Annotated in this window: 20 protein-coding genes; 4 read left to right on the plus strand and 16 right to left on the minus strand. The window is 58.5% G+C overall.

What is annotated here, in order from left to right; all coding sequences use genetic code 11:
- Nucleotide 1: 1 nt before the first annotated feature.
- From RAE21_RS13945 to RAE21_RS13980, 8 genes are read right to left on the minus strand one after another with little or no spacing between them, the layout of a single operon-like run.
- Complete coding sequence (locus tag RAE21_RS13945; protein WP_313881889.1) at nucleotides 2-337, minus strand: head-tail joining protein; 336 nt, start codon at nucleotides 335-337, stop codon at nucleotides 2-4.
- The gene (locus RAE21_RS13950; RefSeq protein WP_108401942.1) at nucleotides 337-1,341 is read right to left on the minus strand and encodes a major capsid protein; all 1,005 of its coding nucleotides are present in this window, start codon (nucleotides 1,339-1,341) and stop codon (nucleotides 337-339) included. Before RAE21_RS13950 ends, RAE21_RS13945 begins: the two co-directional genes overlap by 1 nt.
- Nucleotides 1,342-1,344: 3 nt before the next feature.
- Nucleotides 1,345-1,722 (minus strand): head decoration protein, encoded by a 378-nt coding sequence (locus RAE21_RS13955; protein ID WP_313881892.1) that lies wholly within the window; start codon nucleotides 1,720-1,722, stop codon nucleotides 1,345-1,347.
- Between the two features lie 12 nt (nucleotides 1,723-1,734).
- Nucleotides 1,735-3,129, minus strand: a complete 1,395-nt coding sequence (locus RAE21_RS13960; protein ID WP_313881894.1) for a S49 family peptidase — start codon at nucleotides 3,127-3,129, stop codon at nucleotides 1,735-1,737.
- Between the two features lie 13 nt (nucleotides 3,130-3,142).
- Nucleotides 3,143-4,645 (minus strand): phage portal protein, encoded by a 1,503-nt coding sequence (locus RAE21_RS13965; RefSeq protein ID WP_108401944.1) that lies wholly within the window; start codon nucleotides 4,643-4,645, stop codon nucleotides 3,143-3,145.
- A 1-nt stretch (nucleotide 4,646) separates the two neighbouring features.
- Entirely contained in the window at nucleotides 4,647-4,856 is a 210-nt protein-coding gene (locus RAE21_RS13970) for a phage head-tail joining protein (protein ID WP_108401945.1), read from the minus strand.
- The gene (locus RAE21_RS13975) at nucleotides 4,856-6,793 is read right to left on the minus strand and encodes a phage terminase large subunit family protein (protein WP_313882709.1); all 1,938 of its coding nucleotides are present in this window, start codon (nucleotides 6,791-6,793) and stop codon (nucleotides 4,856-4,858) included. The genes RAE21_RS13970 and RAE21_RS13975 overlap by 1 nt, the downstream gene beginning before the upstream one ends.
- A gap of 42 nt (nucleotides 6,794-6,835) precedes the next feature.
- On the minus strand, nucleotides 6,836-7,387 hold the full coding sequence (locus RAE21_RS13980) for an elements of external origin (protein ID WP_313881895.1): 552 nt from the start codon (nucleotides 7,385-7,387) through the stop codon (nucleotides 6,836-6,838).
- 95 nt (nucleotides 7,388-7,482) lie between these two features.
- Between RAE21_RS13980 and RAE21_RS13985 the strand changes: the two genes are divergently transcribed.
- The 4 genes from RAE21_RS13985 to RAE21_RS14000 are packed head-to-tail and all read left to right on the plus strand — an operon-like array spanning nucleotide 7,483 to nucleotide 8,964.
- Nucleotides 7,483-7,716, plus strand: coding sequence for a DUF6900 domain-containing protein (locus RAE21_RS13985; protein ID WP_108401947.1), 234 nt, complete (start codon nucleotides 7,483-7,485; stop codon nucleotides 7,714-7,716).
- Between the two features lie 53 nt (nucleotides 7,717-7,769).
- Complete coding sequence (locus RAE21_RS13990) at nucleotides 7,770-8,216, plus strand: DUF3489 domain-containing protein (protein ID WP_313881896.1); 447 nt, start codon at nucleotides 7,770-7,772, stop codon at nucleotides 8,214-8,216.
- Nucleotides 8,217-8,223: 7 nt separating this feature from the next.
- The gene (locus RAE21_RS13995; RefSeq protein ID WP_313881897.1) at nucleotides 8,224-8,583 is read left to right on the plus strand and encodes a hypothetical protein; all 360 of its coding nucleotides are present in this window, start codon (nucleotides 8,224-8,226) and stop codon (nucleotides 8,581-8,583) included.
- A gap of 3 nt (nucleotides 8,584-8,586) precedes the next feature.
- The gene (locus RAE21_RS14000) at nucleotides 8,587-8,964 is read left to right on the plus strand and encodes a hypothetical protein (RefSeq protein WP_313881898.1); all 378 of its coding nucleotides are present in this window, start codon (nucleotides 8,587-8,589) and stop codon (nucleotides 8,962-8,964) included.
- Here the strand turns inward: RAE21_RS14000 and RAE21_RS14005 are convergent.
- The 8 genes from RAE21_RS14005 to RAE21_RS14040 form a co-directional block, all read right to left on the minus strand.
- Entirely contained in the window at nucleotides 8,949-10,214 is a 1,266-nt protein-coding gene (locus RAE21_RS14005; protein ID WP_313881899.1) for a site-specific DNA-methyltransferase, read from the minus strand. The genes RAE21_RS14000 and RAE21_RS14005 overlap by 16 nt on opposite strands.
- 261 nt (nucleotides 10,215-10,475) lie before the next feature.
- Nucleotides 10,476-10,895, minus strand: coding sequence for a DUF6362 family protein (locus tag RAE21_RS14010; protein ID WP_313881901.1), 420 nt, complete (start codon nucleotides 10,893-10,895; stop codon nucleotides 10,476-10,478).
- On the minus strand, nucleotides 10,888-11,094 hold the full coding sequence (locus tag RAE21_RS14015) for a hypothetical protein (RefSeq protein WP_108418337.1): 207 nt from the start codon (nucleotides 11,092-11,094) through the stop codon (nucleotides 10,888-10,890). Before RAE21_RS14015 ends, RAE21_RS14010 begins: the two co-directional genes overlap by 8 nt.
- 1 nt (nucleotide 11,095) lies before the next feature.
- Nucleotides 11,096-11,569, minus strand: a complete 474-nt coding sequence (locus RAE21_RS14020) for a crossover junction endodeoxyribonuclease RuvC (RefSeq protein WP_313881902.1) — start codon at nucleotides 11,567-11,569, stop codon at nucleotides 11,096-11,098.
- A gap of 126 nt (nucleotides 11,570-11,695) precedes the next feature.
- Nucleotides 11,696-13,966 (minus strand): phage/plasmid primase, P4 family, encoded by a 2,271-nt coding sequence (locus tag RAE21_RS14025; protein WP_313881903.1) that lies wholly within the window; start codon nucleotides 13,964-13,966, stop codon nucleotides 11,696-11,698.
- A complete protein-coding gene (locus tag RAE21_RS14030; RefSeq protein ID WP_108401956.1) occupies nucleotides 13,959-14,186 on the minus strand; it encodes a MerR family transcriptional regulator in 228 nt (75 codons plus the stop codon). Before RAE21_RS14030 ends, RAE21_RS14025 begins: the two co-directional genes overlap by 8 nt.
- Complete coding sequence (locus RAE21_RS14035; RefSeq protein ID WP_313881904.1) at nucleotides 14,173-14,919, minus strand: hypothetical protein; 747 nt, start codon at nucleotides 14,917-14,919, stop codon at nucleotides 14,173-14,175. Before RAE21_RS14035 ends, RAE21_RS14030 begins: the two co-directional genes overlap by 14 nt.
- Nucleotides 14,916-15,401, minus strand: coding sequence for a DUF6511 domain-containing protein (locus tag RAE21_RS14040; protein ID WP_313881905.1), 486 nt, complete (start codon nucleotides 15,399-15,401; stop codon nucleotides 14,916-14,918). The genes RAE21_RS14035 and RAE21_RS14040 overlap by 4 nt, the downstream gene beginning before the upstream one ends.
- Nucleotides 15,402-15,407: the final 6 nt, after the last annotated feature.

A 15,407-nucleotide genomic window follows, 5' to 3' on the forward strand; every position in this document is an offset into this window, starting at 1 on the left:
CTCACCTCGCCGTCGCCGGATAGTTAGGCAAGGGGTAGGCGCTCACCGTCCAGATCAAACGATCACGGTCGACCAGCGCATCGCCTTGAATGACGTAGATGACACCCCGCCACGTCAGGCGATCGCCCTCTTGAGGCCGGGCGACATCTGCCGCTTGCAAGTCAAACCGATACGAGGTCACCGCCAGATGTGACTGGCCGAATTCCTGTACCGAATCCGGTGCCTTGCTGATGACCTTGATTTCGATGGTCTCCCCGGCCACAGTGCTGTACTGCGCCGGGGAGCCCAAACTTGCGAACAGCCGTTTGACACCCAGTGCAAACGGATCGCGTGGCATCAGCTGGCCAGGAGCTTGACCAAAAGACCCGGGCGATGGCACATCGGCAGCGGGTTGCTCTGCGTGTGCAGATCCGTGCCGCGACCAAATTCACGAGGCTCTTGTTTGGCGTACAGGGGCTGGCCCAGCGTATTGACCGTCTCATTGAAGTCAGCCGGTGCGAAGTACGTGGCAAAAGTGTCCACCGTGCCTTCGGGGAAGGCATGGCCTTCGCCAGAGGCGATGAACTTGCGCACATTGCCATCAACATCGGACGCCTGACCCAGGTACTCCTCGAAGGTGACGCCTGCGAAGGTGAAGCCCGTGCGTTGGTCTGCACGCAGCGCCAGACTCTCCTGATACCACTGATACGCCTTGACCACATTGGGGTGAGCCGTCAGCAGGTCAAAGAATTCCGGCGAGACCAGCACGCGAACGCCGGTCATGTACTCGCCCTTGAGGTTGAGCTCAAGGTAACGCTTGAGATCCAGGCACTTCTTTTTGACGTCCGTTTTTTCGTTGTTGAGCGCGAAGTTGAACTCCTTGGGCTCAATGCCGAACTCATCGAAGAGGTTGTAGAGGACCGAGCCGTCCGCATCGAGGATCACGCCTTTGAGAGCGCCCATGCGCAAATGCTCCAGCGTGATGGCGTGCTTGTTGCGCATCGACTGCAGATGCTCGGCCATCACGTTCGCAATGGTTTCGGTGTCGGTTTCAGAGCCGAAGGCGCGAAGGCCTTGAACCTCTTCGGGCAGCACCACATCGTCGTGCGGAATGTGCGGGATGATGAACGAGCGCAGAGTGCGGCGACCGCGCTTGCCCACCGTGCCAGGGGCACCGACGGGCAGCGTGGGCAGCAAATTCAGAACGCCGTTGCGCTCTTCCACAGCGATCTGGCGAAAGCGCACAGGGCGAGCAGGCATCAGGTTGATCTGATCGAGCTTGCCGAACTGGTTGGGCAGGATGTTGATGGCAGCGGTGAGCGCCGTCATCGAAAACGCGGGGGACTGGAAAGGATTGTTCATTGCTTAGACTCCTTGGCGAACGAGGACGCCGATCGCTTCGAGCTGAGCGATGGCTGCGGTTTTTTCTTCCGTGGTGATGGCAGAAGGCCAGATGAGCGCGTGATCCGCCACGATGGCCTGGCGCGAAACAATCAGGCCGTTGTTTTTTTCTGCGGCACTGGCATCGATGCTTTGCAGCACCACGCCAGCCGCGACCTCGGAACCGTCTGTTGCAGAAGGGTCGAGTGCTTTGACCTTTTGGGTCGCACTGACTCGGCCAATCACGGCACCGAGCTTGAGGTTTTGTCCAGAAAGCACCGTGACCTGGTCACGGGAATACAGGTTTTCCTCTTCGTACTTGAGCAGGTCGCCCAAGGTGAGGTCATTGGTAATGGCAGTCATCAGGTTCTCCTATTAACGGTGGGTGACGAGCGCTGCGTCACGCTGCTTTTGAGCGCGCTGCTGCGCCGCACGAACGACGGGGCTGTCTTCGGGCTTGGCTTGGGTTTGGGTTCCTGCCTCGGGCAAGATGCGGCTGGAGATTTCGGGAGAGCCAGAGGCCTTGGCCGCCAACAGCTCCTTGCGTGCTTGGTCAACTGAGACACCACGCTCGATCAGGGCCGCCGTCATCTCGGACTTGCCCGCCAGAAGACACATCTCGGCAATGGCCAGCACCTGTGCACTGGCCGCCTTGATGTCATGGCCTTGAGCTGCGGCACTGGCTTGCACCTGAGCGCCGGGTTGATCACCCGTGCTTTGCGCGGCATCGCCATCTTTTGCAGGCCCAGTACCTGTCTGGTCGGCTGGTTGGTGTTGCTCTTCTTGGTTGGTCTGCCCATCGGCAGTTTGGGTTGCATCGTTTTGCATGCAAACGCTCCTTTTCATGGACGGCCCGGGCGTGGAGATCCCCATCTCGCGGCCCGAACCTTGAATTCGCGCGATGGATGTCGTTTTCATTTGGAGCTCTTCACTCAGAGCGATGAGTGCGTCATCAAGCGTCCCGACCACATCGGCCAGACCGGCATCAATCGCGTCTTGTGCGAAATACAGCCCGGCTTCGGTGTCTTGAACGTCTTGCGCTGAGAGGTTTCGGTTGACTGCGACCGTCGACACGAACAGGCCATACAGCCGGTCCACTTCGGCCTGCAGGGCTTGCGCCGCATCGGTGGACAAAGGCGCATGGGGCGACATGTCGTTCTTGCGATCCCCGGCATACACCGCCGTGTAGCGAAGCCCGCTCATAGCGTCCCGCTGAGACTGATCCACATGCAGTGCGATCACGCCAACAGAGCCCACACCACCGGTTCGGGTGACATAGACCCGGGTGGCTGCGCTGGCAATGGCATACGCTGCCGAGAACGCATCGTCGTTGGCAACAGCCCAGATGGGCTTGATCTGACGGGCCGCCACGATCTGGTCTGCCAGATCAAACGCACCACCAGCCTCACCGCCTGGTGAATCGATGTCCAGCAAGATCGCATTGACCGCAGGGTCACGCACGGCCTGCGCAAGCTGCGCGCTGATGGCTGCGTAACTGGTCAGGCCTGAGGCTGCATCGACTGCTGCCGCTCGCCGCACCAATGTCCCGGACACGCTGATGACTGCGATGTTCGATGTCAACGAGGTTGGACTGGCAGGCGGGGCCTGCGCAGCCAAGTGCTTGATGAGTTGTTGCGAATCGTCTGACATGGCCACTCCCAAACGGGGGCCAAGCACCGAGAGAATCACATCCAGTTTTCTGGGGTGAATCAGCAGGGGCGTGCCAAAGATTCGCGATGCCAGATGTGGCATCGACGAGATGTGGTTCATAAATCCTCTGGTTTCAGGTTTGCTGATCCACCAAGGGCGCGCTTGGTGAGTCAGGAGGGAGCGAGGGAGCAGCCGAGTTGGTTGCACCGTTGCGAGCCACTTGCCTGGGGTCCGTATCAAGAACGAGCCCCAACGAATCGGCCCTGGCGTTGTCCGCCGCGATCTCTTTGTCGATCGTTTCCGCGTCGTAGCCAAAGGACGAAATAGCCTCAGAGCGGCTCATCAATCCGGATCGAATGGCCAGCTGCAGGGCTTTGAACTCCTTCTCAGGGTCCACCCACTGCCAGCCTTGCGGTATCCATTTCGCCGCCTGCCATGCTCTGGCGGACTGACGGCTCTTGGCATACCCCAGCGCAGTCAGTGCGCCACTGAGCACTGCCGCATCCATCCATGCACGCCAGATCGGGCGACACATCTGATGCACGATCACGCCATGCTGGATGGCTTCACATCGGCGACGGAACTCCAGCAGACCGGCACGGATCGACGAGTAGTTCACGCCCGACAGATCGCCCGTCAACTGTTCGTAGGTGATGCCCATGGCCACCGCGACTGCACGAAACTGCACCCGCAGGAACTCCGCATAGGAACCACCAACATCTGCTGGATCGGAGAACTTCACGTCCTCACCAGGCTCCAGAACTTGCAAGGTACCCGGCTCCAATCCCGTCATGGCTACGCCCATTTCATCCGCTTCGCCTTCGCCCAGCAATTGGTCTTCAGGCGACTGGCGTGTGATGAAGCCTGCGAACATGGCAGCCGTCTTCTTTCGCACCAACTCTGCGTCGTCGTACTGATCGAGCTCGTTGAGCTTGACCAAGGCCCGCGACAGCCAGGGCTCGCCGCGAATCTGTCCAGGTCGCAGGGGGCGAAAAAGGTGGACGATCTCCTCAGCTGGGACCGGCACCAGATCGTTGCCGTTGACCGTCAAGTTCGGGTCACCCGGATGCTCGCGGTACAGGTGGTAGGCAACCCGACGCCCAAGGGCATCAAACTCGATGCCGCTGCGGATCGGGTTGCCCGATGCACTGATCGTGTTCAGGCTCAAAGGCAGGTGCTCGGGCTCCAGAATCTGCAGCTGGATCGGCACACTCAGGCCATCCTCTTGCCGTCGATTGCGGATGCGGATCAGGCATTCACCGCCCTCGACCATCGCCCTGCAAGCAAGTGACTGCAGGCCGTAGAAATCGGTGAGGTTGTTGCTGTCTGCTTCCTCCACCCACTGCCACCACAGCGCATGAACCTTCTCCCGGAACTTGGGGTCATCCACCAAGGATTGCGGCTTGATCCCCGTGCCGATGGCATTGGAGACAAAGCTGTCGACCGCGTTGGCCGCCCAGGCGTTTCTGCGCACCAGATCCCGAGACTTGACCCGCAGCTGGTTGCCCGTGGCCAGCATCGCCGAGACAGCTCCCGGATCACCAGGATTCCAGACACGAGACCTGCGACCTGAGCCAGCAGCCTCGTGAACGGAATTCCAGCCCACATAGGCCGTGAGTTTTTTCCAAAAGGCCATCTCAGAACCCTTTGGATGTGGTGACCCGAATCTGGCGAGTCTTGGTTTTGCCGCTGTCGTATGCCAGCGCTGCCTCAACTTCGGCCAAGGCCAACTTGAGATCGGAGACCGTGCGGTACTCAATGGTCTTGCCGTCGTAAGTCACCCGATGCTCGCCACTGGCAATGGCTTCTCGCAGCGCTTGGGCATGTTCAGGGGTATAGGTCGTCATCAGTTCATCCACCGGCTGCGAATCAAGCGCCTGCCGCGTTGTGGTCCTTTAGAAACAACGAAGCCACCGCTGGGGGTGGCTTCTTGCTTGGTTAATTGGGCGTCTTCAGGTGGTCCTGCCATGCCCAGCGGTTTTTCCAATTCGCGCCAATGACGCTCCTCATATCGGTCCAGGCCAGCGAGGCTCGCGGCGGCCCGTGCGTAGACGTAGCAATCAAGTGCTTCGTTGCGTTCGCGGATTTTTTGCCACTCACGCACCGGATAACCATTACGGTCCCTGCGCGTGACCAACTGCTCTGAGCACAACTGCTGCACAAATTCGGCATCGACCTTGGGCAAATGGATGTACCCAGCGGGATACAGGATCTCGCCGTCTTCGGTCACATCCAGAGTCTTGCGCAGGTGGTTGTAGAACTCCAGCTTGGCAATGCCACCCACCACCGAATAGACCCGAACACCCCGGCGCAGCTTCTTGCCACCCACGGTCATGTCCACCGCTGTCGGCAATCCGACCAATGCAGCGCCCCGGGCCACGCCCTTCATGGGCAGCAACCTGGAATCACGCAACTTGCGCACAAAAGCATAGGCCTCTTGCGTGGCAAAGCCCGTGTCCAAACCGATGCGCGTGAGGCGCAACTGAACCCCAGACGCATGCGTCCACGACTCATCGAGCATTTCGCGCAGTCGCTGCCAGACCGTCTCGCGGGAGGTGTCGCCTGCCAGCACACGGTGCTCCACCAACCAGGCTTCTTTGCCCCGACCGAATGCCCAGACAGAAACCTCGATGCGGTCCTTCTGAACGTCCACCCCGGCGCACAGCAACGCCGCCCCCAGTGGGACGGTGCCGATTCGGTAGTCCTCACGGCGCTCAAGCAAACGCTCCCATTCAGGGGTTTCGCCTTGCTCGACCCAGGTCTCGCCCAGCTCTGTGTTTTTGAATGCTTTCAAGGCAGTTGCAGATCCTTGCGCCGCTTCCCAGGCTGCGGCGATGTCGGCCCAACTGCGCCAACCCACTGGGCTGTACAGACTGGACAGGTGAAACCCCACCGTTTTGCCAACGTAATCCGGAATCGATGACTGCCACCGTCCCCGTTCGAGCATCTCGGTCTTTTGGTATTCGTAAATTGGCTGCTCGCACGACTCGCACTTGTAGTGCGCCGTCTCGGGCAGTCCTTTTTCCCAGATCAGTTGTTCGAAGGTCAGGACTTGTTCGTGCTCGCAGTGCGGGCACGGGACCATGAACTGTCGCTGGTCTGTTTGCTCGTACTCGCGCTCGATGCGCGACGATCCAGAAATTGTTGGCGTCGAGACGATGAAAATTTTTCTGCGTGCAAAGGTTCGGGTTCGAGCCTCAGCCAGTGCAATCGCATCACCTTCTCCTTCAACGTCACCCGGGTAGCCATCAACTTCGTCCAGAAACAAATAGCGCACCGGCATCGAGCGCAGACCCACGGCGCTGTTTGCGCCCGTCATCACCAGAACGCCACCACGGAACTCTTTGCCCAGGATGGTGTTGCCTGAATCGCGCGCCCTTGCGGGGGCGATCAAGCTAGAGAGCGTCGGGCTCTCTTCAATGAGAGGATCAATCCGCTGCTTGGAGTTGCGCTTGGCCATCTCGACCGTCGGCGCAACAGCCATCATGGGACCAGGGGCCAAATGGATCACATAGCCAATCCAGTTGTTGCCGCACTCCGTGCCGCCGACCTGCGCGCCTTTCATGAACACCACCCGCTCGACGGGTGACGTCGGCGAGAGACAGTCCATGATCTCTTTGAGATAGGGCGTGCGATTGGTTCGCCACTTGCCCGGCTCCGAGGCCGACTTTCCTGAAAGCACTCGGTACTGATCAGCCCATTCAGACACGGTCAGCAGTGGGTCGGGGGTGAGCCCTTCGCGCCACGCCTCAGCAATGGCATCAAATCCGTCATAGTGTTCCAACACATTCCTGCATTCCGTAAAGCCTCAAGCCCCAATTAGGGTTCAGTCCAATCGAACGGCCAAATCGCCCAGTTCGATCAAGTGATTGCGCACGGCTTTTTCCAGCAGCACATGCAAGGTATGCCCATCGGCGTTGAGGTCAGCGGCCATCTGCGCAGCCACCCGCGCAGGCCAGTTCAACCAGGCATCGCGCTCGGCGCGCGCCATCTTGAAAACGTGTGCGACGGCCTGGTCACGATTGATCAACTCGCCTTTGAGGCGGGCCAGTCGCACCCGATTGGTCTGCGCCTTGAGCACCTCATTGGCGGTCTTGGCCTGCAGCAAGGTGGTGCCACCGCCTTTGGGTTCAAACGCGCCCGCTGATTCACCCAGCGTTTCCCGTATTCCCGCAATCACCTCATTGGAGACGGGCTTGTGTTTGCCCCGTTGCTGCGCAGCGTCTGTGTTTTTGCTCCATTGAGCGTCGGCTTGCGCCGCATTGATCGTGCCGTCTGCGTTGGGGGTAATCCGCCCGGCCTCGATGGCCTTGCGCACCGCCGTATCGGACACCCCTCGGTGGCGCGCATAGGCCCGAATTGAGAGTCGATCGGTCATACCCAAGTGAAAGAGTCTGGCTAAGAAATTGACTTGATGTTGTTCGGAAATGAAGCGTTCATACGGTCATCAATCAACGTTTTTTGGAGCGCCGCATGAACCACAAGAAAACCACCAACGCCATCAACGCGCCTTCTTGCCTTTTGGAGCAGATCGCACGCGAGCACCTTTTTGTCCAGACGCTGCAGACGCAGAGCTCGGACCGGCTGGACTTTCACGACGTGTCGGTTTGGGGGATTGAGGCAGCTCTGCAAGCGGCTTATCAAGCTGGCCTGCAGGCACAGACGAAGAAGCAACAGGGGAAGAAAAAAGATTCAGAAATCGCTTGATAAGCGAGCGGAATGAAGCGTTCATCACATCACCATTTTTTAAAGGAAAAACCATGAAACTCTCCGAGACCCAAACCAATCTGCTCACCGCAGCGGCCCAGCATCCAGAGCACTTGCTGACCGAATTCCCGGCCAATCTCAAAGGGGGTGCGCGGCTTAAGGTTTTGACATCCCTGGCCAACGCCAATCTCATTGCCGTCCACAGCCAAGCCGAGGACGGCACCACGCGATTTGCAATCACAGACACAGGGCGCAGCGCCCTTGGCATTGCGATCGAAGCCAAGGCAACACCCTCCAAACGAGAGGGCACTAAGCAGGCCACGCTGATCGAATTGCTCCAGCGTCCGGAGGGGGCAACGCTCGAGCAGATGGTCCAGGCCACCGGATGGCAACAGCACACGGTCAGGGGCTGCATGGCCGGAGCCCTGAAAAAGAAGCTCGGTTTGAGCATCGTTTCCGAGAAAACCGATGGCCAACAACGCACCTATCGCATTGCCTGAGGTTCACATGAAAAACATCACCCTCAACATCGAATGCAAACCCTTGACCGTGGATTTCGACGGCCAGGAGATTGAGGTTCAAGAGCTGAGCATCCGCTTACCCTTCGGACGCAAACCCAGCGACATCAACGACATCGAAGGCAGCGGCGATTACATCGTCTACGTCACCGAGGTCCGCGAGATGGAACCCGAAGAGTTCGACGGATTCGCGATGAATCTCTTTAAGTCGCGCGACTGGCTCAAGGGCAAGGGCGGCTACTTGGGACAAGGGCGCTTATGCGTCCAAGTTCAAGCGCCCGGTCGCCCCTATCTGTTCATCGATCCGTCTGGCGGGGATTACCCACGCTACGTTGCTCGATTGGGTTGAGCCATGCGATCTTCACAAGCAAATGACTTCGTCAAAATCCCTGCCTCTGAAAACAAGTCCTGGGGCTTTTGGGGAACGATGGGCGGCTACGCCAGCATCGCATGGCCAATAGCCATGACGGGAATCTCCAAGGCCACCGGTGAGCCGTTTGAATACGTCCGTATATTTCTGGACAGCCGCCATGGCCGTCACTTTGCCGATGCGGTACAAGACGCTCTTTTGAGCAACCCTGACATGCACCTGGCCGTCGCAATGGCCATCGAGAAGCGGATGAACTGGACGATAGGACACACGATCCAGCGCAGCCACGGAATTCCAAAGGAACTGCCTTACCTAACCGGATTTGTAATCCAGAGCGGGATAGATCAGGACTTCACCTGATCCACCGTCTCTTGCTCATCGGTCTGCGGTGTTTGCTCCACCTCTGAACCACCGTTTTCTCGAACGGCTTTCTTGCCGGTGTAGTCTTCCCAGCGTTTGACGATCACGTCCACGAACTTCGGATCGAGTTCAATCAAGCGAGCTTGACGCCCCGTCTTCTCGCACGCAATCAAGGTGGTGCCGGAGCCACCAAACAGATCCAGAACGACATCGCGGCTCTTAGACGAATTGCGAATGGCCCGCTCAACCAGCTCGACCGGTTTCATGGTCGGGTGCAGATCGTTGACGCGCGGCTTGTTGTAGAACCAGACATCAGCCTGGTCTCGGTCGCCACACCAAAAGTGATCTGTTCCCTGTTTCCAGCCGTACAAGATCGGTTCGTACTGGCGTTGGTAATCAGCTCTGCCCAGCGTGAACGTGTTCTTTGCCCAAATCACGAAAGTCGACCACTTGCCGCCAGCATCCAGCCAGGCCTTTTGCAAGGTGTGTAGCTCCGATGAACTCATGCACACGTAGCATGCGCCCTTGGTGACCACCAGCAGGTTAACGCAAGCGTCATAGAGAAACTGGTAGAAACCGTCGCCCAACGCGTCGTTGAGGATGCGTCGGTCTTTGCCGCGCATTTTGTCCTTGGCGCTGTTGCCGTAATCCACGTTGTAGGGTGGATCGGTGAATGCCATGTCAGCCAGCTGGCCATCCATCAGGCGCTCCACGTCCGACAGGACCGTGGAGTCTCCGCAAAGCAAGCGATGGTTGCCGAGGATCCACAGGTCCCCCGGCTTTGAGGTCGGTTCTACTGGGGTTTCCGGTACTGCGTCTTCGTCGGTCAGACCATCGCTTTGTTCATCGCCATTGAGCAGCTTGTCGATCTCCTCATCGGTAAAGCCCATCAGGTCCAAGTCGTACTCAGCAGCCTGCAGCTCAGCCAGCTCCAGTTTCAGAAGCTCTTCATCCCAGCCTGCGTTTTCGGCAATCCGGTTGTCGGCCAGGATGTAGGCCTTTTTCTGGGTGGGCGTCAGGTGCGCCAACTCGATCACAGGCACTTCTGTGAGCCCCAGCTTGCGAGCAGCCATCAATCGGCCATGCCCAGCAATCACTCCGCGCTCGCCATCCGACAGGATCGGGTTGGTGAAACCAAACTCCGCAATGGATGCTGCAATCTGAGCCACCTGGCCGTCGCTGTGTGTTCGGGCGTTTCGCGCATAAGGGATGAGCGAATCCACCGCGATCATTCTGATCTCGGGAGTCATAAAGTCCTTGGGGGGTGAGGGGGAGGTGCAAACCCGGTGCGAACTGCAAACCCGGTTTTTCAATCTGTCACTATCGAAATCTCGGGCCTTTGCCCCCCGCATAGGGATTTGGCAAAGAAGGACCCGGAAATTTGTATGGAGGGAGTGGCCTGCACTCCTTTCCACACCATAGCTGAAAATGTACGCTCAAATGGCACCAAATGCTTCACTGGGTAAAGTCGCTCATTGCCTCAGATGCACCCACACACGCTACCATTCCAATCAATTCACGCCAATTTCCGCGCATGAGTTGAATGACCCGTTGAGCCTGTCGGCCACCAGTTGCATTGCCTTCTTCCAACGCCTGGCTGCCGTGTTCCGATCGCAAGCAAAGCGTCTGCCGATTTGATGCCACTCGTAACGCTTGGCCCGCATCCACACCAGATGGCGTTGCTCTTCCTCCAGCCACTGAACCCAGCGCATGGTCTCGAGCATGCGTTCCACTGCCTCAGGACCGGGTGGCATGGGGCGGTAAACACGTTCGGGGTCAGGGTAGCGATTGGGCACTTGCATGGCCAAGCTCATCCAAGGGCTGGCATACCCCTGAACCCGCACGGGTGGAAGGCGATATGACGTGTGAGCTGCATCGCTAAAACGTGCGGCCACATCGTCAACAGTCCAGATGGTGATCGTCTTAGCCATGCTTGCCTCCTGGGCCATAGAGGCGTTCACCAATGCGTCGAATGAACTCACGCTCGAGGAAGTCCAGTCGCTCGTCTTGATCTGACACGACCAGGATGTGTTGCTCACGCCAGCCTGAACGCTTGACGGCATCCAGATCTGTCACGACAGGCTGCACTTTTCCAAGAGCGCAGCGATACGGTTGTGCTGGGACTTTCATCTCACACCTCCTGTGTCGTCTGACGATCGCGGGCCAGATAGGCCAGTGCAATTGCGTCTGCTTCGTTGTCGTCTGCAGGTTGATGTCCACGCGCTTGAACGCTTGCGATCATCTCGTCCTTGCCTGCATTGCCTTTGCCGGTCGCGTGCTTTTTGATCGTGCCGACCGGTATGCCTTCGTAGGGGATCTGATGGTGCTCACACCAGGCTGTCAGTTGTCCCATGAAGCCACCGTATGCATGGGCAGCATCCACGCCAACATGCCTGCGCACCTCTTCAAACACGACCAGATCAATGCCTGTGGTGCATTGCTTCACGTCCGTGAGCCAGCGTTTGAATTTCAGGAACCGCATACCACCACCTTCAAAGCGTTGGGGCTTGAAGGATTGGCTGCCGCTTGTGATCTGATCGTCTGAACCCATCAAGGCCCAGCCAGTCGTTGTGCCCAAGTCCAGGGCAAGAATCGTCATGTTCATTTCGTCTCCAGAATTTGTTCGGGTGACGGGTTGGACAGGTTTCACGGTTATTCCTCTATCGTGTGTGTGCGCGCACGCGTGAGGGGTTAATCAGTAAGACTGTCAAATCCGTCACCATGGTTTGGTTCAATCGTCTCGGTATGGGTAGCCGCCACCGCTATGAGGCTTAGGTCGTAGACTGATTCCCGCGATTGCGCGTGCACCGCCATGCAGTCGGCATTTCTCGAACTTGCGGGTCGACATCAGCTCTGAGAACCGCTTGATCGAGCCCACGTACTCGCCAGCACGCTCAGCCCATTCGCGCCAATCAGTGAACAGATCCGACACGCCTTCGCGATGGGTCTTGCTCAAAATGCAGCGCTCTTCGATCCATTGGCCCAAGGCGTCTTCCGCTTCGAAATACTCCTCAGTTGCCGAGACCACGCACTCGGGTGGACGCAGGCCATCGCGTTGCCATGCGAGACCCCCTTCGACCGCCCAGGCCAAAATACCGTCACGCTCCGCGTACAGTTTCTCGGTCAGCTTGCCGTCGCGCCTCTCGGGCGGGATCGTCACCGTGAACGGGATCAGGTGCAGACGCCGCTTCATGGCTTCGTCCACGTTGCGGATCGAGGGCTTGTGGTTGCCTGCGATCAACAGCTTGAACTGCGGGATGTACTCGAAGAAGTCCTGTCGCATGAAGCGAGCAGACACCTTGTCACCACCCGTGATTGCCTTAACCTTCGACTCGTTCCAGCGCCTGCCTTGCTCGGTTTCCACTGACGCGACAAAGCGTGCGCCGCGCAATCCGGCCAGATCAGTGGGGTGTCGATCACCCCGGGCATCCATGAAGGTGTCCATGGGTGCGCTCGTGGCGTAGTCGCCCAAGATGCTGGCCAAGGTATTGACGAACACCGACTTGCCGTTCGCGCCAGTCCCGTACAGAAAGAACAATGCATGGGCGCTGGTTGCCCCGGTCAGACAGTACCCCGCCATGCGCTGCAAGTACTCCTGCAAAAGCAGGTCGCCGCCGGTCACGTCGTTCAAAAACGCTTTCCACTGTGGACAGTCACCCTTTGGTGTGGCCGTCGCAATCTTGGTCATGCGGTCTGCACGGTCATGCGGACGCGTGACGCCCACCTTGAGGTTAACGACGCCACCAGGGGTGTTGAGCAAGAACAGGTCTGCGTCCCACTCCTCAGTGGTGGATGCATGACGGCGATCAGACCTCGCCATGCGATCGACACCACCCACGGTGCTACTGGCGAGCAACTTGGCTGCGAGGCGGTGGGAGTCCACCTTGAGTGCGGCCTCACGGCAGATGGCGCGAATGAGGTGATGGGACATCAAGGTCTCATCGGGCTGCCAGCGGCAACCGGTCCACACCAGCCACTTTCCCCAAGCCGCGCAATAGCGCCACTCGTCGGCATAGCGAGATGTGAACGCCAGCGTCAGCGCATCATCGGTCGCCCACACCGTGGCGTCTTGAGTAGTCATGGCCTTGGTGGTCTTCACGCACATACGCGGCCCAGAGGCAATGAACGTGGTCACATCAAAACCCTCGAGCAGTGCATCGGCAGCGTCCCAGCCATCAGCCTTGTCATCGGGCGGCAAGAGAACATCGCAGGAATGCGCGCCCGCATCCAGGACAGCTTGCGCCGCCGCCATGGCGTACTCCCAGCCTGGCTTGTCTCGGTCGGGCCAGATCAAAACGGCCTTGCCTGTGAGTGGTGACCAGTCGGTTTTGTCCACCGGTGCATTGGCCCCGTGCATGGCAGTCGTGGCTGTGATTCCAGTGGCGATCAATGCCTGGGCACACTTCTCACCCTCAACCAAGATCACCCGATCGGCACTGACCATCCCCGGTTGGTTGAACAGGGGGCGAGGATCGGGTGGGGCCATCTTGCGACGCTTGGCGTCCCATGGACGGAACTCCTTCTTGCCCCCAGGCGGGTCATAGCGATAGACCACAGCGATCAGATGACCGGCGGGGTCAAAGTAATCCCACTTGGCCGTGGCTGGTCCCAACTCGTCGACCGGAGCTTCTTTCTTGGCTTTACGGGATTGGGTAGGTGCTGCCTGGCCAACCAGATCTGCCGCGTAGTCCAATACCCGGGGGAAGTCGGATTGAACGTCTGCACCAAGGTAAGCAGCAATCAAACCAAAGACATCTCCGCCGTCGCCCGTGGCGCGATCGGTCCACAGTCCTGCCTTCTCCCCATCAAGAACGACCTCCAGGCTGTCACCGGGACTGCCCAAGACGTCGCCCATCAGGAACTTGCCACGGCGCTTCTTGCCAGCGGGAAACAGAGTGCTCAGCACCGATTCCAGGCGATCGATCAGCGACGCACGCAACTGCTCTCGAGTAGCGTCTGTATCTTTGTGTGCAGTTGAGTCGTTGTCATTGAAATCAAGCATCCGACGACTCTCCTTTCGCCTCTGCTTCTGCTTTCGCTTGCATCCAGGCCATCAACTCACTGACCTTGAAGCGGACCATCTTGCCGACGCGGTAATGCGGCAGGCCAAGACGCTGGCGCTCTTTGGGATGGGTGAGTAAGTAGATGGGCACTTTCAGGCAGTAAGCTGCCTCGCGTGCATCGACCAGTCTTTCGGTGAGGATTTGATTAGCGTCCGTCATTGCTTTGTCTCCAGCACCGGTCCTGCCATGCGCACATCCGGCATTCAAAATGAGTGGGGTCTTGATAGGCGCGAACGAGCAGTTCGCCCGCGTCGGTTGCAGAGATCACCTTGAGTGCACGGTCTGACATGCGCTGCGCTAATGCCGCATCAAAGGGCACGAGCTCGGTGTAGATCTCCATGGTGTCGGCGTTCACCGCCGTGAAAACCGCAGGGTTCTCGTGCAGCTCCAGATAGGCTTGGTAAAGCACCACCTGAGCGTGATAGATCGGTTTGGAGATGGCCAGCTTGTTTTTTTCGAGGTCACGCCACGACTTGGAACCGAGGCACTTGTTCTCCCACAAGGCGGGGTACTTGAAGCCATCGGGACCGCCGACGATCACGCCATCGATGTGTCCAGCCAGTCGACCGTCCAGTGCAGCAAAGCCAAATTGCTCACCATTAGCCTTCGTGGTTCGCAGATCAAAACCTGCGTCGCGAAGCCACTTGATCATGCTGTCTTCAGATAGATGGCCACGCTCGAAGATGCGAAGCAGTCGACCAGGATGCTCACGACCAGGATCTACAGGGGCCTTTGCAAATTCGTATTGCAATGCCCGTTCACAGGAGACGCCTAAACGGGACGCTCCGAGGTAAGTCCTTGGGCGTTGCTCAGCTTGACGCTTTTGCAATCCCACATCGATCAACGCGCTAACCTGGCCCGAGATGCTGGAGGATGAATTGAAGTCCATCATTTCTTCCCTCCTTCCACCACCCAGGGCAAGTCATCCTCCAAGTCGGCAAACGGGTGTGCCAGAGGATCGGGCGTCGGTTGCATTCCACGCACAGGCGGAAACTTCGACTGCTCGTGGTGCGCCAGCATGGCTTCGGTCCAGCACGTCACGATGGCATCGATGACGCGCAGTGCTTCTGCCTCCGAGTAATCGCCCAGGGGTTTGGCAAAACCAATCTCGCCAGCTGACTCACCGAATGCCTTGAGGCACTTCTTCATTGAGGCCACTTCAATATCAGAGGGATCGATCATGTTGACCTCCTTGATATCGATCCGCCCATCGAGCACGCGCTGCCAATTCCCGTACATCGCATGGAAGACGTCCTGACATTTTTTCGAGCAGAAAACCCAGTCGATTGGGTAGCGCCGGGGATTGCCCACACCGTGACGGTTGTCGGTGTGACCGAAACCCCGGGCCTGTCTGTTGCAGACCCAGCATTTCATTAACCC

It is taken from the genome of Rhodoferax potami (assembly GCF_032193765.1).
In the GTDB taxonomy this organism is placed as follows: Bacteria; Pseudomonadota; Gammaproteobacteria; order Burkholderiales; family Burkholderiaceae_C; genus Allorhodoferax; species Allorhodoferax potami.

What these genes read in the sequence shown, in the direction of transcription:
- RAE21_RS13970 (WP_108401945.1), bottom strand. Translation starts at nt 4,856, where the DNA reads ATGACGACCTATACCCCTGAACATGCCCAAGCGCTGCGAGAAGCCATT.
- RAE21_RS13985 (WP_108401947.1), top strand. Translation starts at nt 7,483, where the DNA reads ATGAACCACAAGAAAACCACCAACGCCATCAACGCGCCTTCTTGCCTT.
- RAE21_RS14015 (WP_108418337.1), bottom strand. Translation starts at nt 11,094, where the DNA reads ATGAAAGTCCCAGCACAACCGTATCGCTGCGCTCTTGGAAAAGTGCAG.
- RAE21_RS13945 (WP_313881889.1), bottom strand. Translation starts at nt 337, where the DNA reads ATGCCACGCGATCCGTTTGCACTGGGTGTCAAACGGCTGTTCGCAAGT.
- RAE21_RS14040 (WP_313881905.1), bottom strand. Translation starts at nt 15,401, where the DNA reads ATGAAATGCTGGGTCTGCAACAGACAGGCCCGGGGTTTCGGTCACACC.
- RAE21_RS13995 (WP_313881897.1), top strand. Translation starts at nt 8,224, where the DNA reads ATGAAAAACATCACCCTCAACATCGAATGCAAACCCTTGACCGTGGAT.
- RAE21_RS14005 (WP_313881899.1), bottom strand. Translation starts at nt 10,214, where the DNA reads ATGACTCCCGAGATCAGAATGATCGCGGTGGATTCGCTCATCCCTTAT.
- RAE21_RS13950 (WP_108401942.1), bottom strand. Translation starts at nt 1,341, where the DNA reads ATGAACAATCCTTTCCAGTCCCCCGCGTTTTCGATGACGGCGCTCACC.
- RAE21_RS13960 (WP_313881894.1), bottom strand. Translation starts at nt 3,129, where the DNA reads ATGAACCACATCTCGTCGATGCCACATCTGGCATCGCGAATCTTTGGC.
- RAE21_RS13990 (WP_313881896.1), top strand. Translation starts at nt 7,770, where the DNA reads ATGAAACTCTCCGAGACCCAAACCAATCTGCTCACCGCAGCGGCCCAG.
- RAE21_RS13980 (WP_313881895.1), bottom strand. Translation starts at nt 7,387, where the DNA reads ATGACCGATCGACTCTCAATTCGGGCCTATGCGCGCCACCGAGGGGTG.
- RAE21_RS14000 (WP_313881898.1), top strand. Translation starts at nt 8,587, where the DNA reads ATGCGATCTTCACAAGCAAATGACTTCGTCAAAATCCCTGCCTCTGAA.
- RAE21_RS13965 (WP_108401944.1), bottom strand. Translation starts at nt 4,645, where the DNA reads ATGGCCTTTTGGAAAAAACTCACGGCCTATGTGGGCTGGAATTCCGTT.
- RAE21_RS13955 (WP_313881892.1), bottom strand. Translation starts at nt 1,722, where the DNA reads ATGACTGCCATTACCAATGACCTCACCTTGGGCGACCTGCTCAAGTAC.
- RAE21_RS14030 (WP_108401956.1), bottom strand. Translation starts at nt 14,186, where the DNA reads ATGACGGACGCTAATCAAATCCTCACCGAAAGACTGGTCGATGCACGC.
- RAE21_RS14010 (WP_313881901.1), bottom strand. Translation starts at nt 10,895, where the DNA reads ATGGCTAAGACGATCACCATCTGGACTGTTGACGATGTGGCCGCACGT.
- RAE21_RS14035 (WP_313881904.1), bottom strand. Translation starts at nt 14,919, where the DNA reads ATGATGGACTTCAATTCATCCTCCAGCATCTCGGGCCAGGTTAGCGCG.
- RAE21_RS14020 (WP_313881902.1), bottom strand. Translation starts at nt 11,569, where the DNA reads ATGAACATGACGATTCTTGCCCTGGACTTGGGCACAACGACTGGCTGG.
- RAE21_RS14025 (WP_313881903.1), bottom strand. Translation starts at nt 13,966, where the DNA reads ATGCTTGATTTCAATGACAACGACTCAACTGCACACAAAGATACAGAC.